The sequence below is a fragment of the Streptomyces sp. NPDC058678 genome, assembly GCF_042714835.1.
Classification (GTDB): domain Bacteria; phylum Actinomycetota; class Actinomycetes; order Streptomycetales; family Streptomycetaceae; genus Streptomyces.
Window position 1 is genome coordinate 20,465 of sequence record NZ_JBHXSG010000031.1, and the last position, 25,933, is coordinate 46,397.

At 71.1% G+C, this 25,933-nt stretch carries 26 protein-coding genes; 11 read left to right on the top strand and 15 right to left on the bottom strand.

The features are described from left to right. Positions 1–27: 27 nt before the first annotated feature. Complete coding sequence (locus tag ACFWWR_RS26120) at positions 28–1,590, bottom strand: FAD-binding oxidoreductase (protein WP_384305593.1); 1,563 nt, start codon at positions 1,588–1,590, stop codon at positions 28–30. 579 nt (positions 1,591–2,169) lie between these two features. On the opposite strand from ACFWWR_RS26120, the gene ACFWWR_RS26125 reads away from it, so the two are divergent. Together ACFWWR_RS26125 and ACFWWR_RS26130 are read left to right on the top strand one after the other, a co-directional pair. Continuing rightward, the gene (locus ACFWWR_RS26125) at positions 2,170–3,009 is read left to right on the top strand and encodes a hypothetical protein (RefSeq protein ID WP_384305595.1); all 840 of its coding nucleotides are present in this window, start codon (positions 2,170–2,172) and stop codon (positions 3,007–3,009) included. Between the two features lie 120 nt (positions 3,010–3,129). Beyond that, complete coding sequence (locus ACFWWR_RS26130) at positions 3,130–3,309, top strand: hypothetical protein (RefSeq protein ID WP_383866744.1); 180 nt, start codon at positions 3,130–3,132, stop codon at positions 3,307–3,309. 42 nt (positions 3,310–3,351) lie between these two features. On the opposite strand, the gene ACFWWR_RS26135 is transcribed toward ACFWWR_RS26130, so the two are convergent. Continuing rightward, the gene (locus ACFWWR_RS26135; protein WP_383866742.1) at positions 3,352–3,711 is read right to left on the bottom strand and encodes a metal-sensitive transcriptional regulator; all 360 of its coding nucleotides are present in this window, start codon (positions 3,709–3,711) and stop codon (positions 3,352–3,354) included. A 199-nt stretch (positions 3,712–3,910) separates the two neighbouring features. Between ACFWWR_RS26135 and ACFWWR_RS26140 the strand changes: the two genes are divergently transcribed. The 3 genes from ACFWWR_RS26140 to ACFWWR_RS26150 all read left to right on the top strand — a co-directional run bounded on the left by ACFWWR_RS26140 (position 3,911) and on the right by ACFWWR_RS26150 (position 6,028). Next, the gene (locus ACFWWR_RS26140) at positions 3,911–4,531 is read left to right on the top strand and encodes a DUF47 domain-containing protein (protein WP_030043659.1); all 621 of its coding nucleotides are present in this window, start codon (positions 3,911–3,913) and stop codon (positions 4,529–4,531) included. A gap of 7 nt (positions 4,532–4,538) precedes the next feature. Further along, on the top strand, positions 4,539–5,537 hold the full coding sequence (locus ACFWWR_RS26145) for an anion permease (protein ID WP_383866740.1): 999 nt from the start codon (positions 4,539–4,541) through the stop codon (positions 5,535–5,537). Positions 5,538–5,614: 77 nt separating this feature from the next. Further along, positions 5,615–6,028, top strand: a complete 414-nt coding sequence (locus ACFWWR_RS26150) for a hypothetical protein (RefSeq protein ID WP_384305598.1) — start codon at positions 5,615–5,617, stop codon at positions 6,026–6,028. Between the two features lie 104 nt (positions 6,029–6,132). Here the strand turns inward: ACFWWR_RS26150 and pstB are convergent, their stop codons facing one another. From pstB to ACFWWR_RS26205, 11 genes are all read right to left on the bottom strand, one after another. Then, positions 6,133–6,909: a phosphate ABC transporter ATP-binding protein PstB gene (gene pstB, locus ACFWWR_RS26155; protein ID WP_383866736.1), complete on the bottom strand. Its 777-nt coding sequence runs from the start codon at positions 6,907–6,909 to the stop codon at positions 6,133–6,135. A 41-nt stretch (positions 6,910–6,950) separates the two neighbouring features. Then, positions 6,951–8,006, bottom strand: a complete 1,056-nt coding sequence (gene pstA / locus ACFWWR_RS26160; RefSeq protein ID WP_383866734.1) for a phosphate ABC transporter permease PstA — start codon at positions 8,004–8,006, stop codon at positions 6,951–6,953. Then, the gene (gene pstC / locus ACFWWR_RS26165; protein WP_383866732.1) at positions 8,003–9,013 is read right to left on the bottom strand and encodes a phosphate ABC transporter permease subunit PstC; all 1,011 of its coding nucleotides are present in this window, start codon (positions 9,011–9,013) and stop codon (positions 8,003–8,005) included. The genes pstA and pstC overlap by 4 nt, the downstream gene beginning before the upstream one ends. 141 nt (positions 9,014–9,154) lie before the next feature. Next, on the bottom strand, positions 9,155–10,279 hold the full coding sequence (pstS, locus tag ACFWWR_RS26170) for a phosphate ABC transporter substrate-binding protein PstS (RefSeq protein WP_383866730.1): 1,125 nt from the start codon (positions 10,277–10,279) through the stop codon (positions 9,155–9,157). 183 nt (positions 10,280–10,462) lie between these two features. Further along, positions 10,463–10,894, bottom strand: a complete 432-nt coding sequence (locus tag ACFWWR_RS26175; RefSeq protein WP_383866728.1) for an NUDIX hydrolase — start codon at positions 10,892–10,894, stop codon at positions 10,463–10,465. A gap of 27 nt (positions 10,895–10,921) precedes the next feature. Continuing rightward, positions 10,922–12,226: a CHAD domain-containing protein gene (locus ACFWWR_RS26180; RefSeq protein WP_383866726.1), complete on the bottom strand. Its 1,305-nt coding sequence runs from the start codon at positions 12,224–12,226 to the stop codon at positions 10,922–10,924. After that, the gene (locus ACFWWR_RS26185; protein WP_383866724.1) at positions 12,207–14,573 is read right to left on the bottom strand and encodes an RNA degradosome polyphosphate kinase; all 2,367 of its coding nucleotides are present in this window, start codon (positions 14,571–14,573) and stop codon (positions 12,207–12,209) included. Before ACFWWR_RS26185 ends, ACFWWR_RS26180 begins: the two co-directional genes overlap by 20 nt. A gap of 146 nt (positions 14,574–14,719) precedes the next feature. Then, on the bottom strand, positions 14,720–15,547 hold the full coding sequence (locus ACFWWR_RS26190; RefSeq protein ID WP_383866722.1) for a hypothetical protein: 828 nt from the start codon (positions 15,545–15,547) through the stop codon (positions 14,720–14,722). Continuing rightward, on the bottom strand, positions 15,544–16,584 hold the full coding sequence (locus ACFWWR_RS26195; protein ID WP_383866720.1) for an ABC transporter permease subunit: 1,041 nt from the start codon (positions 16,582–16,584) through the stop codon (positions 15,544–15,546). The genes ACFWWR_RS26190 and ACFWWR_RS26195 overlap by 4 nt, the downstream gene beginning before the upstream one ends. Next, complete coding sequence (locus tag ACFWWR_RS26200; RefSeq protein WP_384305600.1) at positions 16,581–17,471, bottom strand: ABC transporter ATP-binding protein; 891 nt, start codon at positions 17,469–17,471, stop codon at positions 16,581–16,583. The genes ACFWWR_RS26195 and ACFWWR_RS26200 overlap by 4 nt, the downstream gene beginning before the upstream one ends. Beyond that, a complete protein-coding gene (locus tag ACFWWR_RS26205; RefSeq protein WP_383866718.1) occupies positions 17,468–17,854 on the bottom strand; it encodes a GntR family transcriptional regulator in 387 nt (128 codons plus the stop codon). The genes ACFWWR_RS26200 and ACFWWR_RS26205 overlap by 4 nt, the downstream gene beginning before the upstream one ends. A gap of 108 nt (positions 17,855–17,962) precedes the next feature. Between ACFWWR_RS26205 and ACFWWR_RS26210 the strand changes: the two genes are divergently transcribed. From ACFWWR_RS26210 to ACFWWR_RS26230, 5 genes are all read left to right on the top strand, one after another. Continuing rightward, positions 17,963–18,505 carry an RNA polymerase sigma factor gene (locus tag ACFWWR_RS26210; RefSeq protein ID WP_217241418.1) on the top strand — a complete coding sequence of 181 codons (543 nt, stop codon included), beginning with the start codon at positions 17,963–17,965 and terminating at the stop codon, positions 18,503–18,505. Between the two features lie 31 nt (positions 18,506–18,536). Further along, the gene (locus tag ACFWWR_RS26215) at positions 18,537–19,373 is read left to right on the top strand and encodes a zf-HC2 domain-containing protein (RefSeq protein ID WP_383866716.1); all 837 of its coding nucleotides are present in this window, start codon (positions 18,537–18,539) and stop codon (positions 19,371–19,373) included. Then, positions 19,370–20,233 carry an ABC transporter ATP-binding protein gene (locus ACFWWR_RS26220; RefSeq protein ID WP_383866714.1) on the top strand — a complete coding sequence of 288 codons (864 nt, stop codon included), beginning with the start codon at positions 19,370–19,372 and terminating at the stop codon, positions 20,231–20,233. Before ACFWWR_RS26215 ends, ACFWWR_RS26220 begins: the two co-directional genes overlap by 4 nt. 8 nt (positions 20,234–20,241) lie before the next feature. Then, on the top strand, positions 20,242–21,762 hold the full coding sequence (locus ACFWWR_RS26225; protein WP_383866794.1) for an ABC transporter permease: 1,521 nt from the start codon (positions 20,242–20,244) through the stop codon (positions 21,760–21,762). A 136-nt stretch (positions 21,763–21,898) separates the two neighbouring features. Next, positions 21,899–22,594, top strand: a complete 696-nt coding sequence (locus ACFWWR_RS26230) for an ABC transporter (RefSeq protein ID WP_383866793.1) — start codon at positions 21,899–21,901, stop codon at positions 22,592–22,594. A gap of 30 nt (positions 22,595–22,624) precedes the next feature. Here ACFWWR_RS26230 and ACFWWR_RS26235 read toward each other — a convergent pair whose 3' ends face one another. Beyond that, entirely contained in the window at positions 22,625–22,981 is a 357-nt protein-coding gene (locus tag ACFWWR_RS26235; RefSeq protein WP_383866713.1) for a hypothetical protein, read from the bottom strand. A 21-nt stretch (positions 22,982–23,002) separates the two neighbouring features. Next, positions 23,003–23,929 (bottom strand): mycothiol synthase, encoded by a 927-nt coding sequence (gene mshD / locus ACFWWR_RS26240; RefSeq protein WP_383866711.1) that lies wholly within the window; start codon positions 23,927–23,929, stop codon positions 23,003–23,005. A gap of 158 nt (positions 23,930–24,087) precedes the next feature. Between mshD and ACFWWR_RS26245 the strand changes: the two genes are divergently transcribed. Next, positions 24,088–25,902: a bifunctional metallophosphatase/5'-nucleotidase gene (locus tag ACFWWR_RS26245; RefSeq protein WP_383866709.1), complete on the top strand. Its 1,815-nt coding sequence runs from the start codon at positions 24,088–24,090 to the stop codon at positions 25,900–25,902. Positions 25,903–25,933: the final 31 nt, after the last annotated feature.

Sequence of the window (25,933 nt, forward strand, 5' to 3'; positions counted from 1 at the left end):
GCGCGTTCTCCCAGGCCTTCCGGTGTCCTACAGCGCCTGGGGGTAGGTGAAGAAGCGGTTCGGGTCGTACTGCTTCTTCAGCCGTGCCAGGCGGGTCGCCGCATCGCCGTAGTACGCCTTCCGCCAGTCCTTGAGGGTCGGGTCCGTGTAGTTCTGGTAGGCCGCGCCCGAGGCGTACGGCTTTATCGCCGCGTGGGCCCCGGTCAGCCAGGACTCGGCCGTCGAGCCGCTCGTGCCGGCCCGCCAGGACGCGATGTACTGGGCCAGCATCCGGGAGCGGCGGTGGACGAACGCCGTCGCCGTGGGGGAGACGCGGTTGACGGCTCCGCCGAGGGCCGTGAACGCGATGCTGCCCGAGCCGCCGCGGACGGACTTCAGCTGCTTGAGGAGGGTCTGGATCGCGGCGACGGAGAGCGACTTGTCGAAGAAGTCCGACCTTGCGGCGTATGTCTCCCGGCTCAGCGCTCCCTGCCGGGAGCGGCCGGGGGTCGTGCCGGGCAGGTGGCACATCGCGTCCGTCGAGAAGGACGAGCAGCCCGCGTAGATCTCCATGGCCTCCTCGTAGCCACGGCGGCGGAGGGAGACGCTGCTTGCCGGGGCGCCCACCTTGTCCGCGAGGCGGTCGACCGCGTTCTGGAGTTCGCCGTACGTGCCGAGGGAGAAGGCGGCGACCGAGACGGTGGCGTGGCCGCCGCTCGTGCCCGCCAGGTGCAGGGACGACCAGATCTCGTCCGGCTGGGCCGGGCCCCACTCCTGCCATGCCCTGACGACCGCCGCGGCCCTCGACCACGGCCAGGACAGGTACGCCGTCACTGCCTGCGGGGCCGGGTGGGTCCTGAAGTGCAGTTCCGTCACGACGCCGAAGTTGCCGTTGCCCGCGCCTCGTAGGGCCCAGAAGAGGTCCTTGTGGTCGGTGGCGTTCGCGGTGAGCTGCCTGCCGTCCGCGGTGATCAGGGTGGCCTGGGTGAGGCTGTCGCAGGTCAGGCCGTAGGCGCGGGAGACGACTCCGTGGCCGCCGCCGAGGGTGAGGCCGGAGACGCCCACGGTCGGGCAGGAGCCCGCGGGGATGGTCACGCCCTTCGCGGCGAGGGCACGGTAGACGTCGATCAGCTTGGCGCCGGCACCGACGACTGCCGTGTTGCCGCCGGCGCGGACCCGGTTGAGTTTCGAGACGTCGATGATCAGGCGGCCGTTGCCCGAGGACCAGCCGGCGTAGGAGTGGCCGCCGTTGCGGATCGCTACGTGGAGGGTGTGGGCTCGGGCGTAGGAGAGGGCCGTGCGGATGTCGTCGGGGTGTGCGACGTAGGCGACGGCGGCCGGTTTCAGGGCGTCGAAGCGGGTGTTGTAGAGCTGGCGGGCTGACGGCCAGGCGCGGTCGCCGGGGCGGACGAGGGGGCCGTCGAGGGTGCGGGCGAGGGCGGACCAGTTGGCGGGGGTGGTGGCCGAGGTCGACTTGAACGCGGGTTGGGAGGGGGGCCGTGATGTTGTCGTCCGTGTGCCGTTGTCCGGCCCCGCGTCGCCGGCCTTGCACGCTGTGGCCGCGGCGGTGAGGGTGGCTGCGCCGGCGACGATGAGTGTGCGCCGTTCCATGTCCGTGCCTGTGCCTTTCGTCGGGCCTTCGTGGAACGAGACGGGGGATCGGGGGTGGGGGTTCCATGGTGCGGGGCGTTGGGGGGCGGGGGTGGGATGTCCGGCCGGGGTGCGGTGCCGGGTGCCGGGTGCCTGGTGCCGGGGGTGGGTTGCGCGGCCCGGCGCTGCGGGGTGCCGCCTGCGCCCACCCGTGCCGCCCCAGCGGCACGACTGCCCGCAGCTGGACGGGGTCGGCTGGCGGTGGCTGGGGTGCGCCCCGCGGCACGACTGCCCGCAGCTTGGTGGGGTCAGTTGGGCAGGTGGGCCTCCGCGTCTGCTCTTGCCGAGCTTCTTGCTCTGCGGGCCGGGCCGCGCCAGCCGCAGGTGCAGTGGGCCGTGCAGAAGCGGCCCTGTTCGACTGTCGTCGTGCGGTGGGCCGGTCGACCGGCGGATGGGGGGATCCTGTCCTGCTGCGCCACGCCGACAACGTTACCCAGGCCGGGTAAAGGGTGGGTACGCGCGTGACGACCCCCCTCTGCTCGTCGTTAGGCGGAACGACAGGGGGCCCGTGACGGCGTACCGGCTGGGGGTAGACAGGCGATGGCGGAGCGGCAGCACGGTCGGGTGCGTGGTGTGGTCGTCGCGGTGGGGATCTTGGCCGTGTGCTTCGGGGCCGCGGGGTGTTCCGGGAGCGGGGCCGCCCTCGACCAGGACGCGCGGGCCGGGGATCCGGTCGAGACCTTGCACCGGGCCGCCGACACTCTCGTGGAGGCGGGGAGTTCGAAAGCCCGTACGTCCATGGAGATGGCCACCGGGGGGACCCGGGTCACCATTCGCGGCCGGGGTGTGTACGACTACCGGCGGCAGCTGGGCCGGTTGAAGGTGATGCTGCCGCAGGATCCGGCGGGGACCAGCAAGCATCGGCCCATCACCGAACTGCTCGCTCCTGGCGCGCTGTTCATGAAGAACCGGGGCGCCGGGGTGCCCGCCGACAAGTGGGTGCGGGTCGACACCGCCACGCTGACCGACGGGAACCTCGTGACCGGCGGGGCCACGGATCCGTTCGCCGCCGCCGAGGTGCTGCGCGGGACGCGGACGGCGACGTACGTGGGGAGGACCGAGGTCGCGGGGACCGCCGTACGGCATTACCGGGGGACCGCGGATCTCGGGCGGGCGGCGCACCACGCGTCCGCCGGGAACAAGGGGCCGCTCGCGGCGGCGGCGAAAGGGTTCGCCACGGCCCGCGTCCCGTTCGACGTCTATCTCGACGACGAGGGGCGCATCCGCAAGATCCGGCACCGGTTCAGCTTCCTGAACGGGCAGCAGAAGGGGACCGTGGCGGTCGCTTCGACGACGCTGTTGTACGACTTCGGGGTCGCCACCGACGTGCGGCTGCCGGCCGCCGGTGACATCTACGCGGGCAGGATCGCTGAGGAGTGAGGGCCGGTTCGGCCATGGGCGCGGGCCCGTGACGGGCGTCAAGAACTAGCCCTTCCGTGCCATGCGCGGTGTGTGTGCCGCTCCCTACTCTAGGAAGTCGGTGACGGCAGAGAAGAGGTGATGCGCGTGGCTCCGGTCGGCGGTACGGCAGTTCAGGACCACGTGGCCCTCGCCGAGATCGAGTTGTGCGGGGAGCTGATCATCGCGGCCTCGGCCGCCGACGAGGACCGGCTCAGCCTGGAGAGCATCGACGAGGTGCTGAAAGTGGCCGAAGAACGCGCGAACGCCTCCGGCTACTAGCCGGAGGCGCCCCTGTCCCGGGCCTCACACAGAGGCCGGCTGTCACGTCCGCAGCAGGCGGGCGATCGCCTTGGTCGCCTCTTCCACCTTCGCGTCGATCTCGGCGCCGCCCTTGACGGCCGCGTCGGCGACGCAGTGGCGCAGGTGTTCCTCCAGGAGTTGGAGGGCGAAGGACTGCAGGGCCTTGGTGGAGGCGGAGACCTGCGTGAGTATGTCGATGCAGTAGGTGTCCTCGTCGACCATCCGCTGCAGGCCCCTGATCTGGCCCTCGATGCGGCGCAGACGCTTGAGGTGTTCGTCCTTCTGCTTGTGGTACCCGTGCACACCGCGGTCGTGGTCCGTCACGGCTTCCGGCTCAGCGGTGGCGGAGGGCGCTTCCGCGCCGGCCTCGGTGGTCGTCATCGCGTCCTCCACATCATGGGCAGACATATACCCCTACTGGGTATATGGTACCGAACTTTGCGGGGTATGTGGCCTGCGGGCGGCCCCCGTGTCGAACACTCTGCCTGATGGGCGACACTGGGGGACGGCCCGTTAGCCGTGGCCGGATGATGCGCCTAGCATCAGCCTGACCGAAACCGATGCACCCCGAGGATCCCTAGTGCGCTTTCGTCTGACCCCCAGGGAGACGAGCTTCTATGACATGTTCGCCGCATCCGCGGACAACATCGTCACGGGCTCGAAGCTCCTCATGGAACTGCTCGGAGCGGACACCGCCGGCCGGGCCGAGATCGCGGAGCGTATGCGGGCCGCGGAACACGCGGGTGACGATGCCACGCACGCGATCTTCCACCAGCTGAACTCCTCGTTCATCACGCCGTTCGACCGCGAGGACATCTACAACCTCGCGTCGTCCCTCGACGACATCATGGACTTCATGGAGGAGGCCGTCGACCTGGTCGTCCTCTACAACGTGGAGGAACTGCCCAAGGGCGTCGAGCAGCAGATCGAGGTACTGGCACGGGCGGCCGAGCTGACCGCCGAGGCCATGCCGAACCTGCGCACCATGGACAACCTCACCGAGTACTGGATCGAGGTCAACCGGCTGGAGAACCAGGCCGACCAGATCCACCGCAAGCTGCTCGCCATGCTCTTCAACGGCAAGTACGAAGCCATCGAGGTGCTGAAGCTCAAGCAGATCGTGGATGTGCTGGAGGAAGCGGCCGACGCGTTCGAGCACGTGGCGAACACGGTGGAGACCATCGCCGTCAAGGAGTCCTGACCTTTTCATGGACACCTTTGCGTTGATCGTGACCATCGGGGTCGCGCTCGGATTCACCTACACCAACGGCTTCCACGACTCGGCGAACGCCATCGCCACCTCCGTCTCCACACGCGCGCTCACCCCGCGGGCGGCGCTCGCGATGGCCGCGGTGATGAACCTCGCCGGCGCGTTCCTCGGCAGCGGGGTCGCCAAGACCGTCAGCGAAGGCCTGATCGAGACACCGCACGGCAACAGGGGCATGTGGATCCTCTTCGCCGCCCTGGTGGGCGCGATCGTGTGGAACCTCGTCACCTGGTACTTCGGTCTGCCCTCGTCCTCCTCGCACGCGCTGTTCGGCGGCATGGTGGGCGCGGCGCTCGCCGGCGGCATCGGCGTCATCTGGTCCGGCGTCCTGGAGAAGGTCGTCATCCCGATGTTCATCTCCCCGGTCGTCGGTTTGATCGCCGGTTACCTGGTGATGTGCGCGATCCTGTGGATGTTCCGCAAGTCCAACCCGCACAAGGCCAAGCGCGGCTTCCGCATAGCCCAGACCGTGTCGGCGGCGGGCATGGCCCTCGGCCACGGTCTCCAGGACGCCCAGAAGACGATGGGCATCGTGGTGATGGCCCTGGTCATCGCCGATGTCGAGCAGGCGGGGGACCCCATCCCGATCTGGGTCAAGGTCGCCTGTGCGCTCATGCTCTCGCTCGGTACGTATGCGGGCGGCTGGCGCATCATGCGCACGCTCGGCCGGAAGATCATCGAGCTGGACCCACCGCAGGGGTTCGCGGCCGAGACCACCGGCGCGTCGATCATGTTCACCACGGCGTTCATCTTCCAGGCCCCCATCTCCACCACCCACGTCATCACGTCCGCGATCATGGGCGTCGGCGCCACGAAGCGGGTGAACGCGGTGCGGTGGGGTGTCGCCAAGAACATCATCCTGGGCTGGTTCATCACGATGCCGGCGGCGGCGGCGGTGGCCGCGTGCTCGTTCTGGATTGTGAATTTGGCGTTCCTGTAGATCTCTCCCCCGACAGCGTGTGCTCGTTCGACATTCAAACGTTCGAGCTCGCACTCAATACATGGGGAGACATGGCCTTGCGCAAGCGTCTCGCGTACGGCATCGGTACGGGGGCGGCTGTGGCCGCGTCCGTGCTCCTCGCGGCGGGTCCCGCCGCCGCGGCCGATTCCGACCTGCGTGTCCGTACCAAGGCGTCGGGTGACTACGCGTACATGGCCGGGACAGAGGACTTCCACGCTGACGGCGACAAGATCGAGGTCTGCGACAACCGGGGCGACGGCGCTGGGGTCGGCGGATACTGGAAGATCGGCAGCGGGGGCGACGTCACCAAGATCTACAACGGTAACGGTCTGAGCGGTGGGTGCGAGTGGCGCAACTACGAGTTCGCCGAGTCGGCCACCGTCTACCTCCGGGTCTGCCTTCAAGACAATGGTGACTTCAAGGAAAGTACCTGCAGCGCCTGGAATTCCGTACGCGCCAACGGCGACTGACCGGAGCAGCAGACGGGCCCGCCCCCTGGAATCCAGGGGGCGGGCCCTTTCGTCCTCGCGGTGGCACCGCCATGCAGCACCGCGAGGGTCTTGGGGGTGGCGGTCTAGCCGAAGCGGCCGGAGATGTAGTCCTCCGTGGCCTGGACCGACGGGTTGGAGAAGATGCGCTCCGTGTCGTCTATCTCGATCAGCCGGCCGGGCTGGCCGACCGCCGAGAGGTTGAAGAAGGCCGTGCGGTCGGAGACGCGGGCCGCCTGCTGCATGTTGTGCGTGACGATGACGATCGTGAAGCGTTCCTTGAGCTCGCCGATCAGGTCCTCGATGGCGAGGGTGGAGATCGGGTCGAGCGCCGAGCAGGGCTCGTCCATCAGGAGCACGTTCGGCTCCACCGCGATCGCCCGCGCGATGCACAGACGCTGCTGCTGACCGCCGGAGAGGCCCGAGCCGGGCTTGTTGAGGCGGTCCTTCACCTCGTTCCAGAGGTTCGCACCCTTGAGGGACTTCTCGACGACGTCGCTCAGTTCCGACTTCTTGTACGAGCCGTTCAGGCGCAGGCCCGCCGCCACGTTGTCGAAGATCGACATCGTGGGGAAGGGGTTGGGACGCTGGAACACCATGCCGACCTCGCGGCGCACCGACACGGGGTCGATGCCGTGGCCGTAGAGGTCCTCGTCGTCCAGCAGCACCTTGCCCTCGACGCGGCCGCCCGAGGTGACCTCGTGCATCCGGTTCAGCGTGCGCAGGAACGTCGACTTGCCGCAGCCGGAGGGGCCGATGAAGGCCGTCACCGAGCGCGGCTCGACCGTCATCGAGATGTCCTCGATCGCCTTGTGGGCGCTGTAGTAGGCGGTGAGCCCGCTTACGTCGATTCGCTTGGCCATGTCTCTACTTCACTTCCAGGATCAGTCGCCGTATGGCCGCGTCAGCGACCGGTCTTCGGGGCCTTCCAGCGGGCGATCCCGCGGGCCACCAGGTTGAGGATCATCACGAAGGCGATCAGCGTCAGTGACGCCGCCCAGGCACGGTCGTACGCCGCTCCGGAGCCCGCGCTGTTCGCGTACTGCTGATAGATGTACAGCGGCAGCGACGCCTGCGCACCCTCGAAGGGGTTGGCGTTGATGAACGGGTTCCCCCATACCAGGAGCAGCACGGGTGCCGTCTCGCCCGCGATACGGGCGACCGCCAGCATCACGCCGGTGATGATGCCGCCGAGCGAGGTCGGCAGGACCACCTTCAGGATCGTGCGCCACTTCGGGACGCCGAGCGCCAGGGACGCCTCGCGCAGCTCGTTCGGGACGAGCTTGAGCATCTCCTCCGTGGAGCGGACGACGACCGGCATCATCAGGATCGCGAGTGCGAGCGAGCCGGCGAAGCCGAAGGGCTGCATGTCGAACTGCAGCATCAGGCTGAGGATGAACAGACCGGCGACGATCGACGGGATACCGGTCATCACGTCGACGAAGAACGTGATGGCCCGGGACAGGTTGCCCCGCCCGTACTCCACGAGGTAGACCGCGGTGAGCACGCCGACCGGCGCGGCGATCAGCGCGGCGAGGCCGACCTGTTCCAGGCTGCCGAGGATGGCGGCGTAGATGCCGCCGCCCGGCTCGGTGTCGGCGACCACGCCCATGGAGTGGGTCAGGAAGTAGACGTCGAGGACCTTCACGCCGCGGGCGACGGTCACCCAGACCAGGGAGACCAGCGGCACCACGGCGAGCAGGAAGGCCACCCAGACCAGCGAGGTCACGAGGCGGTCCTTGGCCTGGCGGCTGCCCTCGACGCGGGAGGCGATGACGTACGAACCGACGACGAAGAGGATCGCGGCGATCAGGCCCCACTGCACGCGGCTGTGAAGGCCGGCGGCGAGGCCGATGCCGATCGCCACGGCGAGGGAGCCGCCGGCGATGGCGTACGGGGACCACTTCGGGAGGCGGGCGCCCTGCAGGGTGCTGGGCTTGTCGGCGATGGCGGTGCTCATGCGTTGGCCCCCGAGTACTCCTTGCGGCGGGCGATGATCGCGCGGGCCGCGCCGTTGACCAGCAGGGTGATGACGAACAGGACCAGACCGGAGGCGATGAGCGCGTCACGGCCGAACTCGGTGGCCTCGCCGAACTTGCTGGCGATGTTCTGGGCGAAGGTGCCGCCGCCCGGGTCGAGCAGGCTGGCCTGGATGTCGAAGGTGGGGGAGAGCACGGTGGCGACGGCCATCGTCTCGCCGAGGGCGCGGCCGAGGCCGAGCATCGAGGCGGAGATCACGCCGGAGCGGCCGAACGGCAGGACGGCCATGCGGATGACCTCCCAGCGGGTGGCGCCGAGGGCGAGAGCCGCCTCCTCGATCATCTGCGGGGCCTGGCGGAAGACCTCGCGGCTCACGTTGGTGATGACCGGCAGGATCATGATCGCGAGCAGGATGCCGACCGTGAGCATCGAACGGGGGGCGCCGCCCTCCCAGGAGAAGATGCCGGTCCAGCCGAGGTAGTCGTTCAGCCAGCCGAAGAGGCCGTCCATCTGCGGTACGAGGATCAGCGCGCCCCACAGGCCGTAGACGATGGACGGCACGGCGGCGAGCAAGTCGATCACGTACCCGATGGGGCCGCTGAGCCTGCGCGGGGCGTAGTGCGTGAGGAACAGCGCGATGGCGACGGCGATCGGGACCGCGATGACCATGGCGACGATCGAGGAGACGATCGTGCCGAAGGCGAGGACCGCGATGCCGAACTTCGGCGGGATGATGCCGGTGTTCCACTCGAAGGTGGTGAGGAAGTTGGCGTCGTCCTTGTTGATCGCGAGGACCGCGCGATAGGTGAGGAAGACCGCGATCGCGGCCATGATCACCAACAGCAGGATGCCCGACCCGCGGGAGAGACCGAGGAAGATCCGGTCACCGGGTCGGGTGGCGCCGCGGGCGGCGCGCTTCTGCTCGGTCAGGGTCGGTGGCTCGGGAGCCGGGGGCGGGGCTTCGGTGTTCTTCGTGGTTATGTCCATCGGGTTCTCCGGTCTGCGGGACCGTACGTGCCGTACGGCCCAGTGGAGCCGGACGCGATGTGCGACGGCTCCTGGCGGCGGTGCACCGGACGATGCGGTCCGGTCCCGGACTGTCAGGCCCTGGACCGGACCGCACTCGGATCAGCTCAGGCCCTCGATGGTGGTGCGGACCTTGGTGATGATGTCGTCGGGGATGGGGGCGTAGCCGCTGTCCGCGAGGACGGCCTGGCCGTCCTCGGAGGCGATGTAGCGCAGGAACGCCTTGGTGGCGGGCAGGGTGTCCGCCTTGTTGCCCTTGTCGCAGACGATCTCGTACGTGACCAGGGTGATCGGGTAGGCGCCCTCGGCCTTGGTCGCGTAGTCCAGCTTGAGCGAGAGGTCCTTGCCCGTGCCGACGACCTTGGCGGCGCCGATGGCCTTGGTGGCGTTCTCGACGGTGGCGTCGACCGGGGCGGAGGCGCCGGTGTCGATGGAGACCGCGTTGATGCCGTCCTTGGCGTACGACAGCTCCATGTAGCTGATGGCGCCGGAGGTCTGCTTGACCTGCTGGGCGACACCGGAGGAGCCGGAGGCGGACTGGCCGCCCTTGGCCTGCCAGGCCTTGCCGCCCTCGTACTTCCAGTTGGCGGGGGACGAGGCGATCAGGTACTTGGTGAAGTTGTCCGTGGTGCCGGACTCGTCCGAGCGGTGGAACGCCTGGATCTTGAGGTCGGGAAGCTGCGCGTCGGGGTTCAGCTTCTTGATCGCCGCGTCGTTCCAGTTGGTGATCTTGCTGTCGAAGATCTTGGCGAGCGTCGCGGCGTCCAGGACCAGCTTGTCGACACCCGGAACGTTGTAACCCACGGCGATCGGGCCGCCGACCATCGGGAGGTCGATGCCCTGGCCGCCGGAGCAGACCTGCTTGGAGGCCGTGACCTCTTCGGGCTTCAGCGCGGAGTCCGAACCGGCGAAGGCGACCTGGCCCTGGGTGAACGCGGTGACGCCGGCGCCCGAGCCGCCGCCCTTGTAGTTGATCTGCACGCCACAGGCGGCGGAGAACTGCTTGACCCAGGCGTCGATCGCGTTCTTCTGCGCGGAGGAGCCGTCGGCCAGGAGCTGGCCCTTGGCGTCGTCGCACTTGATGTTGCCGGCCGCCGCTGTCGACGTGGCGCCGCCGCCGTCGCTGTTGCCGGTGTCGTCCGAGCCGCACGCCGTGAGGGCCAGGGCGCCGGAGACGGCGAGAGCACCGAGGGTGAGGGCCCGCCGGTTCATGCGCTGAAGCTTCACTTGAGGGAGTTCCTTCCGAGAGCCGCCGTCCTGAACCGGCGGCGTGCGAAGTTTGTACGGCTGAAATTAGGCAGAACAGGTGAAGGCGCCGAAGGTCGTGAGTGAACGGGGGGTGAACCCCTGAGGACGGTGCGGTGAGGTAACGGAACGCTCACGTCGAGGACACGGAGTGATGTCCGCCGACTATCTCAGGTGAAGAGCCTGGAGAAGGGCGTCGACGAGGGCGCGGTCCCTCGGCTGGGTCAGGCGGTTTCGGGCCGCCGTGGGTGGGAGCCACAGGATGCGGTCCACCTCCTCGTTCGGGGTGAAGACGCCGGCTGTGGCCTCGGCCGCCCAGTAGCGGACCTCCTTGGGGCGGCCGCTCACCAGGTAGCGGACGGTGGGCAGGCGGGTGCCGGCCACGGCCCGGTGACCAGTCTCCTCCTCGACCTCACGCAGGGCGCCGGACAGGTGGGTCTCGCCGCGTTTCAGCTTGCCCTTGGGGTGCGACCAGTCGTCGTACTTCGGCCGGTGCACGAGACAGACCTCCAGCTCGCCGTCGACCGGGGAGTGACGCCACAGGACGCAGCCGGCCGCCTGGACGGGGGGTTCCGCGGCTTCGTTCGCTCGGGGCATCGGTGTCACCGCCTCCACGAGGATGGGTCAGGGCGTGCCGACCGCCCGCCTCTGCCAGGACTGCTGGAAGGCGAAACGTGCCGCCTCCACCTCGTGCCGCTGGTCGGCGTGGAGCACGCCGAGGGCGTACGCCGTCGCCGGGGCGATACGGGGGGTACGGGCCGCCTGGGCCGCTGCCGCCGCGGCCTCCGAGGCGTCGCGGTGACGGTCGAGGGCCTGGCCCGCGGTGAGCAGCCGGACGTCGACGGGCGCCGGCTCGCCGTCGAGGACCTCGCGGGCGTAGCGGTGCAGGCGCAGAAGGAGACGGACCTGGTGCCAGGGGGCGTCCTGGGGGTGCGGGGCCGGGTCGGGGGAGAGGCCGTGGATCAGGGCCTCCGCGTTGTAGGGGCTGCCGGCGGTGAAGAGGGGGAGGGCGGCGATCGCGTCGGTGAGGCGGTCCTGGGCGGCGGCGGCGAAGGAGTGCAGGCCGGTGGTGGTCGCCGTGGGGGTGAGAGGGACCTCGCTGGCGAGTAAGGCGATGTTGTCGGCGACCGCGTGGAAGCGGGAGGAGCCGAGGGCCTGGAGGGCGGTGCTGTGCGCTCGGGTCCGGGCGAGGGTGAGCTGGCGTTCGAGCAGGGCGCCCGCCTTTGCCGCGCCCACGGTGAGGTTGCCGCGGTCCGGTGCGGGCGCCGGGCGGGTCGGGGGGCCGGCGGTGCCGGCTGCCGCCCCCAGTGCCTTGAGGGCCTGGGCGGAGCCGCCCGAAGGGCGGCCCGCCCCTCCGCCCGCTGAGGCACTGGCCGCAGCGGTCCCCTCGGAAGTCCTACCGGCCGCGGAGCCGCCTGCGCCGCCCGCGGCCGACCCGGTCGAGCCGCCCGCGCCCGACCCCCCGGAAGCGTCGCCGCCCCTCGGGCCCTCCGCAGCGCGGCCCGTGGCTGGGCCGAAGGTTCCCGTCGCGACCGCCGGCTGGGCCGGGAACACCGCTCCCGACAGCCGGTGCAGTGCCAGGAGGAGGCGGTCGAGTCGGGCCTCGTACGCGTGTTCCATCGCCAATGTCCCCGACAGCCAGGCCAGTTCGGGGCGCATCGCGTCCGACCACTCGGTGTCGAGTAGGGGGCGGAAGGTGTGCAGGCTGCCGCTGATGCGGCGGACCGAGCGGCGCAGCGCCCGGGCCGCGTCGACGGAGCCCTCCGCGCCGTTCGCGCCGGCCGTCGTACCGCCGGTTTCGCGGTGCAGCCGTAGCGCGCGGAGGAACTCCGTGGCCTGGGACCGCAGGTAGCCCGCGAGGGCGTCCCCCGTCACGGGCCCGGCGTGCCCGGACTGGGGATCCGTCGGGTCAAGGTGTTGCTGTGCCACGCCGGCGCCTCCGGGCGTCTATGAGCATCTCCTGGACGTTGCGCAGGGGCTGGCCGTCCTGGTCGGTCGCGTGCCGGGTCCACTCGCCGTCCGGGCCGAGGTGCCAGGAGGCGGTGGTGTCCGACATGCCTGTCTCCAGCAGCCGGTTGAGGGCCGCCCGGTGGGCCGGGTCGGTGACCCTCACCAGTGCCTCGATACGGCGGTCGAGGTTGCGGTGCATCATGTCGGCGCTGCCGAACCACACCTCCGGCTCGCCCCCGTTGCCGAAGGCGAACACCCGGGAGTGTTCGAGGAAGCGGCCGAGGATCGAGCGGACCCGGATGTTCTCGGACATGCCCGTGACGCCGGGGCGGACCGCGCAGATGCCGCGCACCCACACGTCGCACGGCACGCCTGCCTGGGACGCCCGGTACATGGCGTCGATGATCGCCTCGTCCACCATCGAGTTGACCTTGATGCGGACGAAGGCGGGGCGTCCGGCACGGTGGTGCTGGACTTCCTTGTTGATCCGCGCGATCAGGCCGTCCCGCAGGGACTTGGGGGCGACCAGGAGGCGGCGGTACGTCTCGCGGCGGGAGTAGCCCGAGAGGCGGTTGAAGAGGTCCGAGAGGTCCGCGCCGACCTGCGGGTCCGCCGTCAGCAGGCCCAGGTCCTCGTACAGCCTCGCCGTCTTCGGGTGGTAGTTGCCCGTGCCGACGTGGCTGTACCGCCGTAGCGTGTCGCCCTCCTGACGGACCACCAGGGACAGCTTGCAGTGGGTCTTCAGGCCGACCAGGCCGTAGACGACGTGGCAGCCGGCCTCCTCCAGCTTGCGCGCCCACTTGATGTTGGCGTGCTCGTCGAAGCGGGCCTTGATCTCCACCAGGACGAGGACCTGCTTGCCGGCCTCGGCGGCGTCGATGAGCGCGTCGACTATGGGGGAGTCGCCGGAGGTGCGGTACAGGGTCTGCTTGATGGCGAGGACGTCCGGGTCGTCGGCGGCCTGCTGCAGGAACGCCTGCACCGACGTCGAGAAGGAGTCGTACGGGTGGTGCAGCAGCACGTCCCGGGTGCGCAGGGCGGCGAAGATGTCGGCCGCGGACGCCGACTCGACCTCGGCCAGGTCGCGGTGGACGCCGGCGATGAACTTCTTGTACTTCAGCTCGGGCCGGTCGAGGGAGGCGATGCGGAAGAGGCCCGTGAGGTCCAGGGGACCGGGGAGCGGGTACACCTCCGCCTCGCTGATCTTCAGCTCGCGGACGAGGAGGTCGAGGACCTCGCGGTCGATCGACTCCTCCACCTCCAGGCGCACCGGCGGCCCGAAGCGGCGCCGCATGAGCTCCTTCTCCAGGGCCTGGAGGAGGTTCTCGGCGTCGTCCTCCTCGACCTCCAGGTCCTCGTTGCGGGTGAGGCGGAAGGCGTGGTGCTCCAGGACCTCCATGCCCGGGAACAGCTCCTCCAGGTGGGCGGCGATGACGTCCTCGATGGGGACGTAGCGGCCCGGGGAGCTCTCCAGGAAGCGGGACAGCAGCGGCGGCACCTTGACGCGGGCGAAGTGGCGGTGCCCGGTGACGGGGTTGCGTACGACGACGGCCAGATTGAGGGACAGCCCGGAGATGTACGGGAAGGGGTGCGCGGGGTCGACCGCCAGCGGGGTCAGCACGGGGAAGATCTGGTGGCGGAAGAGAGTGAACAGGCGGGCCTGTTCCTTTTCCTGCAGCTCGCTCCAGCGCACCAGGTGGACGCCCTCTTCGGCGAGGGTGGGGGCGACGTCCTCGTGGTAGCAGGCGGCGTGCCGGGCCATGAGTTCGCGGGAGCGGGCCCAGATCATCTCCAGGACCTCGCGGGGCTGGAGACCGGACGCGGACCTGGTCGCGACCCCGGTGGCGATCCGGCGCTTCAGGCCGGCCACCCGGACCATGAAGAACTCGTCCAGGTTGCTGGCGAAGATCGCGAGGAAGTTCGCGCGCTCCAGCAGCGGGGTGTTCGGGTCCTCGGCGAGTTCGAGGACCCGCTCGTTGAACGCGAGCCAACTGCGTTCCCGGTCGAGGAAGCGGCCCTGCGGGAGCTGGGGCCCGTCGAACGGTGCCTCCTCGTACGCGTCGAGGTCGGCGTCGATGTCGGGTTCCAGGTCGGAGACGGCGGCCGACACGGTGTGCGGGCGGTGCGCGGCGATGGAACCCACGGAGGGCTGTGCGTGCTGGACCTGTGCCTGGGCGTTTGGCTGGCTCATGGACCCATTCTTCCGCGCCACGAGCGATACAGGCGCGTCGGACAGGGCGGGCGGGAGCGGGGGGGCGACACGGGCCTCCCCGTTCCCCGCTGTCCCCTCGGGGGGCGGCGCGGGCTCTGGCACGACGGGCTTCATCCACTGAGCCTCGCAAGCCTGTCTGAACCAGTGGTTACGGCGACATGGCGTGTGGGACACCGGGGAACGGCTCACGGGCGTCCGCGCGCGGCGAGGGACGCCTCGACCGTACGTCCCGCCCCCCCGTGGAGGGACGTACGGTCCGTTCAGCGGGTGCGGCGGCGCAGCAGCCAGAAGGCGGCGGTGGTGGCCGCGGCGGTGACGGCGAGGAGGATGCCGGTCTCGACGAGGTGCAGGGGCCAGAAGTGGGACGGGGGGTGGTAGGTGCCGTCGCCCACGTGCCACCACTCGTTGGTCACCTTGGGCCGGCCGGAGCCGCCGGTCACCGTCGGCCAGAAATCCTCCCGCTGCCGTTCCAGGTACTGGTTGAGCACCACCATCACGGCGACGGAGACCCCGAGCGCGGGCAGCGAGCGGCGCAGCAGGAGCGCGGTGAGTGTGCCGACGGCGAGGGCGCACAGGCCGTACGCCACCACTGCCGGGCCGTGGGCGGCGAACACGTCGGAGAAGCTCCAGTCGTCGCCCATCAGGTCCCGGTTCGCCGACCAGGCCCACCGGTAGACGGGGACGAAGACCGCGCCGCTGAGGATGATCAGCAGGGCCGGCACCGCGAGTTTGACGGCCAGCCAGCGGGTGGGCGTGACCCCCTGCGTCCAGGCGAGCCGGGCGGTGCCGCTCTCCAGTTCGCGGCCGATCAGCGAGCCGCCCGCCCAGGCGGCGACGGCCCAGAAGCTGTAGTACATGAGCGTGCTGATCCAGCCCGTCGGCTCGCTGTAGTCGAGGCTGGCCCAGACGGCGTCGCAGATGCCGGCGTTCCTGGGGCAGCTGTCCAGCGCGGCGCGCGCCGAGTCCGCGGTGACCTCGTTCAGCCACACCAGCCAGGCGACGGCTGCGAGGACGAAGAGCACCCACACGATCCCCGCCGTGCGGTGCAGGCGCAGCACCGTGCGCGGCAGCCCTCCCAGGGCGGTCATACGGCGGCTCCCTTGCGGACGCCGGTCCGGTGCCGCAGCACCCGGAACGCCAGCACGGTCAGCAGCGCGGTGACGGCGAGGAGGACGGCGGTCGCCATGAGCTGGAGGGGCCAGTAGTGCGACTCGGGGTGGTAGTCCTTGTAGAAGCTGACGGCGTCGAGGCGGTCGAAGAGCGTGCCGCACGAGGGGTCGATGCTGCTGCCGCAGTACCGGGGGATGTCGAGCCGGTCGCCGTCGGCGGTGAGCAGGCCCTCGGCGACGCCCATGCCGGAGCCCGAGGGGCCGTCCCGCAGGCTGCTGACGTGGGTGGCGGTCGGCCAGAGGTGGGGCAGGGCCAGGAACGTCGCGATCCACAGGACGCCCGTGGCGCAGACCGCGCCGATCAGGGCGGCGAGCGACCGGCGCAGCAGCAGGCCCAGGAGGGCACCGGCGGCCAGGCCCGCCAGGGCGAGGGCGACGACCATGGGGCCGCTCGCGTAGAGGCTCTCGACGCTGTACCAGGGCTTGGCGTTGTCGACGCGGCCCCGGCCCGCCGACCACGCCAGGTGGTGCAGCAGGGCCGCGAGGGCGGTGCCGGTGGTGATCAGGGCCGCGGGCAGGGCCAGTTTGGCGGCCAGCCAGCGGGTGGGCGTCACGCCCTGCGTCCAGGCGAGCCGGGCGGTGCCGCTCTCCAGTTCGCGGCCGATCAGCGAGGCGCCTGCCCAGGCGGCGACGAGGAACGGCACCGCCAGGACGGCGAAGCTCGTGTAGAGGGAGACGTCCTTGTAGAGGAGGATCGCCTCCTGGTCGTACGCGCACGCCACGTCCATCCCGCAGGCGTCGTACTGCTGCCAGCCGGCCGCCGACGCGTCGGTGAGCGGACCCCCGAGCCACAGCAGCAGGGCGGCGAGGGCGACGACCAGGCCCGTCCAGGCGTACAGGGCCGGGCGGTGCAGGCGCAGCAGCCAGCGGAACTGGCGCGGTGGTGCGGTGGGGGCGGGCGGCGGGGTGGCGGGGTCCGGCACGGCGGCGGGGGTGGGGGCGGTCACAGTGCTCACGCGGCCTTCTCCTCGAGTTCGGCCGGGGTCAGGGCCGGCGCCTCGGGGTTGCGCAGGTGGGCGAGGACCAGCTCCTCCAGGGAGAGGCGGCCGCCGGTGCGCCAGTCGTCGGGGAGCGGGCCCGCCGGGCGGATCAGGGCGGTGAGCTGGCGGCCGGTGGTGCGGGACTCGACGACGGTGTGCGGGGCGAGGTCGGTCTCCGCGGGGGCGGACACACGCGCGTGGGCGGCGAGGAGTTCGTCGATCTCGCCGGAGAGGCGGACCCGGCCGCCGCCGATCAGCAGCAGGTGGTCGCAGGAGTCCTCCAGTTCGGCGACCACGTGCGAGGACATCACGATCGTGGTGCCGTGCTCGGCGGCCCGCGCCATCAGGACGCCCATCAGCTCGTGCCGGGCCAGCGGGTCGAGGTCGGCCATCGGCTCGTCCAGGAGCAGCAGTTCGGGGCGCTTGGCCAGGGCCAGGGCGAGCGCGACGCGGGTGCGCTGGCCGCCGGAGAGGGAGCGTATGCGGGACTTGGGGTTCAGCTCGCCGTCGGCCACGATGCGTTCGGCCCCGGCCGCGTCCCAGCGGCCGGGGTTGAGGTCGGCGCCCATCCGCAGCGTCTCGGCGACACTGAGCTGTGGGTACAGCGGCTTGTCCTGGCCGACGAAACCCACGCGTGCGCGTGCCTCGCCCGGCGTTGTCCCGAGGACGGTCACCGTGCCCTCGCTGGGCGCCAGCAGGCCGGCGGCGAGGGCGAGCAGGGTGGACTTGCCCGCCCCGTTGGGGCCGACGACCGCGCAGACGCGGCCGGCGGGCAGCCGGAAGGTGCACGACTGCAGGGCCCAGCCGCCTCGGCGGCCGAAGCGCTTGCCCAGCGCGGCCGCGGCCATCGCCGTGTCGGTCATGACGGGTCTCCTTGGAAGTGTTTCTCGAGTACGGCGGTGAACAGTGCGGCCACGTCCTCGCGGGCCAGCCCGGCCTCGCGGGCCTTGGCCGCCCAGGTGTCCAGCTCGCCGTGCAGGGGGGAGTCGGCCGGTCCGGTGCCCAGCGTGCGCTGGACGAAGGTGCCCAGTCCGCGCCGTGCCTCGACCAGGCCCTCCCGCTCCAGCTCGCGGTAGGCCTTGAGCACGGTGTTCGGGTTGATGGCGGTGGCTTCGACGACCTCGCGGGCCGTGGGCAGTTTGTCGCCGGGTTCGAGGAGGCCGAGGCGGAGTGCCTGCTTGGTCTGCTGGACGATCTGGACGTAGGTGGCCACGCCGCTGTGCCGGTCGATGCGGTACTCGACCACGCGTTCCCCCCTTTCACTAATTGAGTAGTGAAAGGGTGGTGGAAGGTGTGCCGGAAAGTCAAGCGTGATTGCGTGAACCGATCGACCGGGCTCGTCCGATGAGGAGACGTGAGCGAAACGAGAAGCGACGGGGAGCTGCTGCGGGCCATCGCGGCGGACGGGGACCGGCGCGCCTTCGAAGAGCTGTACCGGCGCTTCGCGCCGTGGCTCACCGCACGACTGCGCGGCCGGTGCTCCGACGCCGGGATCGTCGACGACGTCGTACAGGAGACGTTCCTGGCGGTGTGGCGGGGGACCGCCCGCTACCACGCGGAGGGCGATGTCGCCGGATGGCTGTGGCGCATCGGCTCGCGGCGGCTGGTCGACGCGCTGCGCGGCGACGGGGCACGGGGGCGGCTGCGGCAGGCGCTGGCGCGGCTGCGGCACCGGGACGAGGCGTCCGCGGAGGAACGCGTGCTCGCGGGGGTGGAGCACGGGGACCTCGCGGGCGCCCTGGTCCGGCTCTCACCGGAGTTGCGCGCCGTGCTGCAGGCGACGGTCATCGACGGACTGACCACCCGGGAGGCGGCCGTCCTCCTCGGCATCCCGCCGGGCACGGTCAAGACGCGGGCGATGCGGGCCCGGAAGCAGTTGCGGGAGGCGCTGGCATGAGGACGAATCGACGAGCGCGGGAGGTGGCGGCATGACCTGGCATGTGTCCGAGGAGGATCTGCGCGCCTACGCACAGGGTGAGTTGGCGCCCCCGGCCCTCTGGTCCGCCGACGCGCATCTCACCGCCTGCGCCCACTGCCGGGGGCAGCTCGCCGACGTCAGCGACCCGGTCGCCCTCGACGCGGGCTGGGAGCGGCTCGACGCCGAACTCGACGCCCCCCGACCGGGGCTCTTCGAGTCCCTGCTCGTCCGGATCGGGGTCCCCGACCACATCGCGCGGCTGCTCACGGCCACACCGGTGCTGCGCGGCTCCTGGCTCGGTTCCGTCGTCGCCGTCCTGGTGATGACCGTCCTCGTGGCCAACTCACGCCCGGACGCCGGAACCCCCACGCTCTTCCTCGCGCTCGCGCCGCTGCTGCCGCTCGCCGGGGTCGCGCTGTCGTACGGACCCGCGCTGGACCCGACGTACGAGATGGCCGTCGTCTCGCCGACGCACGGCTTCCGGCTGCTGATGATCCGTACCGTCGCCGTACTCGTCACCGGGCTCGGCCTCAACGGCCTCGCGACGCTCGCGCTCCCCGGATACGGGCTGCGCGCCCTCGCCTGGCTGCTGCCCGCCCTCGCCCTCACCGCGACCGGCCTGGCGCTCACCCCGAGGCTGGGACCGGTGCTCGCGCCGGCCCTGGTCGGCGGGTCCTGGGTCGCGCTGCTGCTGACGGCGCACGCCTGGCAGGCGGCCGAGGGCGATCCGCTCGCACCGTTCACCGCGGCCGGGCAGGGCGCGGCCGCGGCGGTCGCCGCGCTCGCCGCCGGGCTGCTCTTCCTTCTTCGTGACCGTTTCGACCTCTTCAACGGGAGTTCCGTATGACCCCCACCGTCTCCGCCTCCGGGCTGAGCCTCCGCTACGGCGGTACCCGCGCCCTCGACGACGTGTCGCTGCGGCTGACCCGGGGCGTCACCGGGCTGCTCGGGCCCAACGGAGCGGGCAAGACCACCCTGTTGCGGGTGCTGGCGACGGCCGTGCCGCCGGACCACGGGGCGTTCACCGTGCTCGGGAACGACCCGGGCACCTCACGCGGACGGCAGGACGTACGGCGCTCGCTCGGCTATCTGCCGCAGACCCCCGGCTTCCACCCGGACTTCACGGCCTTCGAGTTCGTCGACTACGTGGCGATCCTGAAGGAGCTGAACGACCGGGGCGCCCGCCACCGGGAGGTCAGGCGGGTGTTGCAGGAGGTCGACCTGGGTGACGTACGCGGCCGGCGCATCAAAAGGCTGTCCGGCGGCATGCGGCAGCGGGTCGCGCTGGCGGCCGCGCTCGTCGGCGACCCCGGCTTCCTCGTCCTCGACGAGCCGACCGTCGGCCTCGACCCCGAACAGCGCATGCGCTTCAGGGAGCTGATCGCCCAGGCGGGAGAGGGGCGGACCGTGCTGCTGTCCACCCACCAGACGGAGGACGTGGCCATGCTCTGCAACCGGGTCGTCGTCCTGGCCGCCGGCCGGGTCCGTTTCGACGGCACCCCGGCCGAACTGACCGCGCGGGCCGCGGGCCGGGTGTGGAGCAGCACGGAACGCGACCCCGGCGCACTGGCCGGCTGGCGTACCGGCACCGGCTCCTTCCGCAACGTCGGCGATCCGCCGCCGGGAGCCGACCTCGTCGAACCCACCCTGGAGGACGGCTACCTGCTCACCCTCGACGGCGCGGACGCGGAGGTGGCGGCAGCGTGAACACGGTCATGGAAGCAACGGTCCCGCCCGTCGTGCACAGTGAGCCACGCCGGCCCTGGGCGGCCGTGGTCGCCCTCGCCCGCTTCGAGGCACGCGACCTCCTGCGCTACATCCCGGTCCTGGTCACCCTCTTCGTCTACGTCGGCTATACCCTCTACACGCTGCTGTCCGAACGCGAGGGCATGGACGCCTTCCCCGCGCTCCAGGACACCGACCGCGGCACGCAGACCGCGCCCCTGCTCCTCGGCATCGCGCTGCTGGTCTGCGTCAACCGGGGAGCGCTGCGCTCCCGCCGGCACGGCACCGACCGGCACTTCGACGTGCTGGTGATGGAGCCGTGGCGGCGTACGGTCGCGCACGTCCTGTCGGTTCTGCCGTTCGCCGTGCTCACCGCGCTGGTCGTGCTGGGCGAGTTCACCTGGCAGGCGCTCAGGCCGGGCGCGGTGGGCCACGGATCGGTCGCCGAACTCGCCGTCGGGCCCCTGTACGTGCTGCTGTGCGGCGCCCTCGGTGTGCTGATCGCCCGCCTGGTGCCGACCGTGTTCGCCGCGCCGATCCTCGTGCTCGGCCTGTTCACCCTCGCCACGTTCATCTCCGCCGGCACGGGCGGCGCCGAGTGGAGCCGCTGGCTGTCGCCGGTCGTCGGCGAGAACAGCTCCAAGACACTGCCGTCCGACCTGATCGGGCGGCCCGCCGCCTGGCACGCCCTCTACCTGATCGGCCTCGTCCTGTTCCTGGCCACGGCTGCCGTACTGGCCGGCGGCGGCCGGGCCTGGCCCCTCAAGGCGGGCCTCGCGGGCGCACTCGCCCTCACGGTGACCGGCGCGGTCGCCCAGTCCGGGGGCGTCTCGGCCGAGCTGGCCGCGGCCCGGGAGCGGGCCACCCTCAGCCCCGAGAAGCAACAGTCCTGCACCCGGCACGGCGCCTCGACGTACTGCGCGTTCCCGGAGTGGACCGGCCGGGCGGACACCTGGGCCGGTGTCGTCGACCGGGTCCAGTCCCTCGCGGCCGGCCCGGCCGCCGAGCAGCGGTTGCTGGTGCGGCAGCGGATCGACGCCACCTACGGCTACACCTCCGACAGCACGATCACCCCGGCCACCACGCCCCACCAGGTCACCGTCGGCACGCGCTGGGGCGGCAACCGCGTCCCGGAGTTCGCGGCGGCCGTCGCCTCCGTGCTGGTCGCGGGCGACGAGACCAAGGGCGGCGAACTGTGCGACGGACGGATGGTGACCGTGATGTGGCTGGCCCTGGGGGGCGCCGCCGACCCCACGACCGACCTGCGCAACGTCCGCCTCGATGACAGCCTCAGCGGCTCGGCGATCGTCCTGACGCCCACCCACCCGCTGTCCATGTCCGCCGGACAGACGTCGGTGACGGTGGAACTGCTGAAGCGTCCGCGGGACGAGGTCACCGCCGCGGTCAAGGAGCACTGGAGTGAGCTGACGGCTCCAGGGGTGACCACGGCTCAGGCGGCTCGGCTGCTGGGCGCCGAGGTGCCCAAGGGGGACGACGAGTGTGAGGAGTGAGGAGGAGCGGGAGCGGGGATGCGGGGCCGGGGTTGCGAGGGGGGTGGGCGATGAGGGGCGCTGGAGGGGGCACGGCGATGCGGGATCGGGGTTGCGAGTGGGGCGGGCGATGAGGGGCGCTGGAGGGGGCATGGTGATGCGGGGTGTCGAGGGGGACCGGCAAGGGCGCGGCGTGCGCGGGGACTTGGTGTGGGCTGTCGGGCGTACCGTCCCCTGGCGGGCGCTGGGCGCGGGGGCCGTCGTAGGGCTGCTGCTCGTCGGGCTGCCGCGGCTGGCCGACGGCCCGCCGGACGCCTGGCTGGCCCTCAACCTGCTGCGGGCCGCGGCCCTCGCCTTCGCCCTCGGCCTGTCGTTCCTGCTGGACGACCCCGCCCGGCACCTCACCGCACCCGTCACCACCCGGCGCTGGGTGCGGGCGGGGCTGCGGGTGGCGTGGGTCGCGCCGGTGGCCGTGCTGTGGTGGACGGCCGTACTGGCCCTGGTGCCGCACGAGGTACGGCCCCCGGTCGGCGCCGTCACCGTGGAGGCCGCGGCGACCGCCGCCCTCGCACTGGCCGCCGCCGCGACGGCCGTGCGCTTCGCGAACGAGCCCGAGCCGGGACCGTCCGTGGCCGCCGCGATCTTGGTTACGGCGATCCTGGCCCGGCTGATGTGGCCGGAACGCTGGTCCCTGTTCGTACCGACCGGCGACCCGCAGTGGCAGGCCGCCCACGAACGCTGGGCGCTGATCCTGGCCGCGGCGGCGCTGGTGTGGGGGGCGTGCGGGCCGGAGCCGCTACGGCGGGGGCGACTGCGTCGCCGCTCCGCGGTGGCGGGGCCGACGGGCGGGTGAGGGCGAGGCCTCGCTCCGGACAGGCCCGTCCTAGCCGTGGCCGGGCGGGATCCGGTCCTGGGGCGCGGCAGCGGATTCCGCTGCCGCGTCCTCGGCCTGCGCCCTCGCGGCCACGGCCGGGTCGGCCGAGTCGGACACGAACTCCGCGACCCGCAGGGTGCAGTGCCACAGAGTCATCGACCCCTTGATCATCACCACGTACGACTCGCGGTCGGCGAGCCGGTAGACCCGGCGCCACTTCTCGTTGATCCCGGGCCGCGGCAGATACGTGTGGAGGAGGCGCTGCAGTTCCTCCAGCGCCCGGTCCTTCGTGTCTCCCGCGGCGTAGAACTCACTCTCGTCGTAGTCACCACTGCGGTACTCCGCGATCACGACCCAGTCACCCATGCTCGCCCCCCCCATGCCCGGTCAGGTCTCCGTGCGGTACATCAGGTCCGTTTCGTACGTCGCGAACCCCAGCCGCTCGTACACCGACACCGCCGCCTTGTTGTCGGCGTCGACATACAGCATCGCGACAGGCAACCCCCTCCCCGCAAGGTGCCGCAACCCGATCGCCGTAAGAGCCTTGCCCAGCCCCCCGCCCTGGGCACCGGGCCGTACGCCCACGACGTACACCTCGCCGAGCGGTTCCTCCGTGTGGACCTTCGTCCAGTGGAAGCCGACCAGTTCGTCGCCGCGGAAGGCGAGGAAGAACCCGGAGGGGTCGAACCACGACTCGGCCTTGCGGTCGTCGAGGTCGCGTTGGGTGAGGGAACCCTGCTCGGGATGGTGGGCGAAGGCGGCCGCGTTGGCCGCGAGCCAGGCGCTGTCGTCGGCGCCGGGGACGAAGGTGCGGACGGTCACGCCCTCGGGAAGCACCGGTTCCGGAAGGTCCAGGTCGGTCAATGTCCGCCGCATCTGGCGCAGTTCGCGGAAGAGGGTGAGACCGAGGACCTGCGCCAGATGCCGCGCGGCGGAGTGGCCACCGTGCGCCCACACCCGCAGCCGCTTGCCGGACGCGGCGAGGAGCGCCGAGCCCAGCGCCCGCCCGTGACCGTGGCCGCGGTGCGCGGGATGGACGACGAGTTCGGCGGCCGGCGCCTCCACCGGGTCGGTGTCCTCCAGTTGCGCGTAGCCGACCAGTTCGGCCCCCACAGACAGCAGCAAATGGGACACGCCCTCGCGCGGACCGCCCCGCAACTGCAACCGCCCTTGTTCGGACACCGCCTGCTGCCCGTCGTTGCGGGCGGCCTCCGCGAGCAGCCCGAGCACGGCCTCGGTCCGGTCCGGGGGGAGCGCGGAGTGGGTTTCGATCGAGCGGGAGCTGCCGGGGAGTGCGGTGTCGTCGCTGGTCATGCGTATGAGGGTAAGGGGAGGTACCGGCAAAGTGGCGGCAAAGAAGCAACCAGGATGTAACCACGAAACCTCTGTCGCGCTACGCGCGTTGACCCTAGGCTGCGCCGGGACGGGGCCACTTCCTCACCCACTTCCTCACCAGAAACTCAGGGGGGCGTATGCCAGCCACATCCCAGTCGCATCAGCACCGCAGACGTCGTACGTACCGTCTGGTGGCCGCGGCCGCCGGTCTCGCCACGGTCGGCGCGCTGGCGGCCGCGCTGCCGTCGACGGCGAGCGCGGGCGAGAGCAAGGGCAAGCCCGGCGGTCAGGCGCCGGGCCGCTACCAGGACGTACAGCTGCTGTCGTTCAACGACCTGCACGGCAACCTGGAGCCGCCGTCCGGCTCTTCCGGCCGGGTCACCGAACTCCAGGCGGACGGCACCACCAAGACGATCGACGCCGGTGGTGTCGAGTACCTCGCCACCCACCTGCGCCAGGCCCGCGAGGGCAACAAGTACTCCATCACGGCGGCCGGCGGCGACATGGTCGGTGCCTCCCCGCTGATCTCGGGTCTCTTCCACGACGAGCCCACCATCGAGGCGCTGAACAAGCTCGACCTCGATGTGACGAGCGTCGGCAACCACGAGTTCGACGAGGGCGCCAGGGAGCTGGGCCGCCTGCAGAACGGTGGCTGCCACCCGACCGCCGGCTGCTACACGGACGAGGAGTTCGAGGGCGCCGACTTCCCGTACCTCGCGGCGAACGTGCTGAACGAGAAGACCGGCAAGCCGATCCTCAAGCCCTACTGGGTGTGGAAGAAGAAGGACGTCAAGGTCGGCTTCATCGGCGTGACCCTGGAGGACACCCCGGGCGTCGTCTCCGCCGAGGGCGTCAAGGGCCTCAAGTTCAAGGACGAGGTCGAGACGATCAACAAGTACGCCAAGGTGCTGCAGAAGCAGGGCGTCAAGTCGATCGTCGCGCTCATCCACGAGGGCGGCCTGCCCGCCTCGGCGTCGTACAACTACGACTGCGACTCCCCGGGCGCCGGTGACGGCATCTCCGGCCCGATCGTCGACATCGCCAAGAACATCACCCCGCAGGTGGACGCGCTGGTCACGGGCCACACCCACGCCGCGTACGCGTGCACGATCAACGACCCGTCGGGCAAGCCGCGCACGGTCACCTCGGCCGCGTCCTTCGGCCGCCTGTACACGGACACCACGCTGACGTACGACCGTTGGACGGGTGACATCGCCCGTACGGCCGTGGCGTCCGCCAACCACGTGGTCACCCGGACCGTCCCCAAGGCGACGGACATGACCGAGCTGATCAGCAAGTGGAACACCCTCGCGGCGCCCATCGGCAACCAGGCGATCGGCTACATCTCCGCCGACATACCGAGCGCCGGCACCGAGTCCCCGATGGGCGACCTGATCGCCGACGCGCAACTCGCGTACGGCAAGGAGCTCGACCCGGAGACGGACCTCGCGCTGATGAACCCGGGCGGAGTCCGGGCGGGCCTCACCTACGCGGCCAAGGGGGCCGAGGGCGACGGCGTGGTGACCTACGCCGAGGGCTTCACCGTGCAGCCCTTCTCCAACACCGTGAACCTGCAGGACTTCACCGGCACCCAGCTGATCCAGATTCTCAAGGAGCAGGTGAGCGGCACGAACACGGCCGCGCCGAAGATCCTGCTGCCGTCGACCGGCCTGACGTACACGCTCGACCTGACGAAGACCGGCGCCGACCGCGTGGTCGCCGACACCGTCAAGCTCAACGGCACGGCCATCGACCCGGCGGCCACCTACCGCGTCGCGACGAACAGCTTCCTCGCGGGCGGCGGCGACGGCATCCTCACGCTGGGCCAGGGCACCAACGACCTCGTCGGCGGAGACGACCTGGCGGCCCTGGAGAAGTACCTGAAGGCCAACTCCTCGGCGGCGAACCCGATCGCGCCGCCGGTGACGAACCGGATCACGGTCGTGCAGTAGGTCGCGCAATCGGTCGCGCGGTAGATGGCCC

Excerpts from the sequence above, each read along its gene's own strand:
- ACFWWR_RS26120 (WP_384305593.1), bottom strand. The coding sequence starts at position 1,590 with ATGGAACGGCGCACACTCATCGTCGCCGGCGCAGCCACCCTCACCGCC.
- ACFWWR_RS26125 (WP_384305595.1), top strand. The coding sequence starts at position 2,170 with ATGGCGGAGCGGCAGCACGGTCGGGTGCGTGGTGTGGTCGTCGCGGTG.
- ACFWWR_RS26130 (WP_383866744.1), top strand. The coding sequence starts at position 3,130 with ATGCGCGTGGCTCCGGTCGGCGGTACGGCAGTTCAGGACCACGTGGCC.
- ACFWWR_RS26135 (WP_383866742.1), bottom strand. The coding sequence starts at position 3,711 with ATGACGACCACCGAGGCCGGCGCGGAAGCGCCCTCCGCCACCGCTGAG.
- ACFWWR_RS26145 (WP_383866740.1), top strand. The coding sequence starts at position 4,539 with ATGGACACCTTTGCGTTGATCGTGACCATCGGGGTCGCGCTCGGATTC.
- pstB (WP_383866736.1), bottom strand. The coding sequence starts at position 6,909 with ATGGCCAAGCGAATCGACGTAAGCGGGCTCACCGCCTACTACAGCGCC.
- pstA (WP_383866734.1), bottom strand. The coding sequence starts at position 8,006 with ATGAGCACCGCCATCGCCGACAAGCCCAGCACCCTGCAGGGCGCCCGC.
- pstC (WP_383866732.1), bottom strand. The coding sequence starts at position 9,013 with ATGGACATAACCACGAAGAACACCGAAGCCCCGCCCCCGGCTCCCGAG.
- ACFWWR_RS26175 (WP_383866728.1), bottom strand. The coding sequence starts at position 10,894 with ATGCCCCGAGCGAACGAAGCCGCGGAACCCCCCGTCCAGGCGGCCGGC.
- ACFWWR_RS26185 (WP_383866724.1), bottom strand. The coding sequence starts at position 14,573 with ATGAAGCCCGTCGTGCCAGAGCCCGCGCCGCCCCCCGAGGGGACAGCG.
- ACFWWR_RS26190 (WP_383866722.1), bottom strand. The coding sequence starts at position 15,547 with ATGACCGCCCTGGGAGGGCTGCCGCGCACGGTGCTGCGCCTGCACCGC.
- ACFWWR_RS26200 (WP_384305600.1), bottom strand. The coding sequence starts at position 17,471 with ATGACCGACACGGCGATGGCCGCGGCCGCGCTGGGCAAGCGCTTCGGC.
- ACFWWR_RS26215 (WP_383866716.1), top strand. The coding sequence starts at position 18,537 with ATGACCTGGCATGTGTCCGAGGAGGATCTGCGCGCCTACGCACAGGGT.
- ACFWWR_RS26220 (WP_383866714.1), top strand. The coding sequence starts at position 19,370 with ATGACCCCCACCGTCTCCGCCTCCGGGCTGAGCCTCCGCTACGGCGGT.
- ACFWWR_RS26225 (WP_383866794.1), top strand. The coding sequence starts at position 20,242 with ATGGAAGCAACGGTCCCGCCCGTCGTGCACAGTGAGCCACGCCGGCCC.
- ACFWWR_RS26230 (WP_383866793.1), top strand. The coding sequence starts at position 21,899 with ATGCGGGGTGTCGAGGGGGACCGGCAAGGGCGCGGCGTGCGCGGGGAC.
- ACFWWR_RS26235 (WP_383866713.1), bottom strand. The coding sequence starts at position 22,981 with ATGGGTGACTGGGTCGTGATCGCGGAGTACCGCAGTGGTGACTACGAC.
- mshD (WP_383866711.1), bottom strand. The coding sequence starts at position 23,929 with ATGACCAGCGACGACACCGCACTCCCCGGCAGCTCCCGCTCGATCGAA.
- ACFWWR_RS26245 (WP_383866709.1), top strand. The coding sequence starts at position 24,088 with ATGCCAGCCACATCCCAGTCGCATCAGCACCGCAGACGTCGTACGTAC.